This window comes from Bartonella sp. AP72JLCBS (genome assembly GCF_042195705.1).
Taxonomy (GTDB): Bacteria; Pseudomonadota; Alphaproteobacteria; order Rhizobiales; family Rhizobiaceae; genus Bartonella.
Genome location: NZ_JBHIOU010000058.1, coordinates 1 through 1,907 on the forward strand (window position 1 = coordinate 1; position 1,907 = coordinate 1,907).

Annotated in this window: 1 pseudogene; it reads right to left on the reverse strand. The window is 40.5% G+C overall.

From position 1 onward, the window contains the following. Positions 1–1,907: pseudogene (locus ACFILO_RS09300) on the reverse strand (hypothetical protein); the annotation flags it as partial.

Consider the following 1,907-nt stretch of genomic DNA (forward strand, 5'->3'; position numbering starts at 1 on the left):
TTGATTACCTTCGTAGCATCATCCTGCTTAACAAGACTATCTCCTACAACTTTATTAATCTCATTCTGAAGCTCTTTATGAATATTCATGAATGAATCACCAACACCAGCAAAGGCAGACGCAACATCATCATAGCTCTGCTCTTCAACGGCACTGCCATCTTCTTTGACGATCTTAACTTTGAAGCTTGGAGTACTCCATTGACCTTCTTTATATTCAGCGCCACCACCTAAATAAGTTGCAACAGTCTTATTCGTCTCAAAAAGCTGAGAACCATTGACCGCTTCACTTGAGCTTGCAGAAACCTCTCCATTGGAAAGAAACTTAATTTTACTGTTGCCTTTCTCATCACCCTCTCCATGTGTTGCTACAAACGCCTTTTCAGAATCACTCCACAACAACGCATTCTGCTTAATATTTTCAGTAACCTCCGTGTTGTTTTGAGTAAACTCTTTTTGAAGATTCTCAAAAGATGTTCCTACACCAGCAAATGCTTCCGATACAGTATCATACTTCTTCTCTTCAACTTTAGTACCATCCTCATTAACGATCTTAACTTTGAAACTTGGAGCCGTCCAAGCGCCACCTGCATAACTAGCATCACCACCTAAAGACTGCGCAACACTGTTACCTAGAGCATATAGCTGATTTCCTGCTACAGCATCGCTTGAGCTAGCAGTAATATCACCATTTGCAAGTGATGTGATTTTGCTGTGTGTCTTCTCACCATCTTTTTCTCCATGCAAGGCGACAAAAGCACCTTCAGCCTTGCTCCATGATAAAGAATCTTGTGCAACTCCTTCTGAAACTTCCTTAATACGAGCGTTGATAGTGCTCATGCTGTCATTAATGTCATTAAAAGCACCTGCAACATTATTACTGCTCTTCTTATCACCTTTCGTACCATCATTGCTGAAAGTCTGAATTTGGAAATCCGGATCTTGCCATTCGCCTTTCTCATTATAACCAGCACCACCACCAAAATAGCCAGCAAACTGTTTTTGCAGATCATAAATCTGTCCACCCGTAATCGCATCACTCGAGCCTGATACTATAGAGCCAGCTGCAAGTGATGTAAGCTTGCTGTTCTCTTTATTGTCCCCATGCGTCGCTACAAACGCATCTGCGTCCTTATTCCACAACAGCGCATCGCCTTGAACTTCCTGAGTAATATTCGTAATGTTTTCAGTAAGTTCATTAAACTTATTCGTTAGGTTGTTATTCACATTCTTGAAATTCGTATCAATACCTTCAATGGCTAAACCAACATCACCATAGGATTTTTCTACTACCTCGCCTTTTGCATCAACACTGGATAATTTATAGGTTGGATCCGTGAAAGTACCATCTTTAAAGCTTGTACCTCCACCTAAGTATTTCGCAATATCCTGAGAAACCTTAGAAATCTGACCGCCATTAACCGCATCATGCGAATTCTCACTAATCTGACCTTCGGCAACATTATGCAAACCAACAGGTGCAGAACCCTTACCTTTACCCAAAGTCACACTCGCATAATTAGTGCTGCTATTATCATCACCTGTTTTATCGTAATGAACAACAGCCGATTCATCAGACTGAAGATTGTTAGAAAGCTCCTTCAGACTTTTATCAAGCTGGTCTTTATTAACAGCTTCATTACCTCTCACGGCTTCTTTCACACCGGAAAGAATTCTATCCCCTTTGTCTTTATTTGCGATATTGATTTCATTGCCTTCTACTTCTGTACCAATATTGATAACTTTTGTCTTTTCATCCTGCTTGGCAAGACTATCACTGACTACATTGGTCACATCATTGTGAACATTCGTAATAGAACTTGCAACACCTGCAAGTGCTTCCGCTACACTATTGTAAACCTTTTCCTCACCAGTGCTACCATCATCATTGACAGTTTTAAGTTTGAA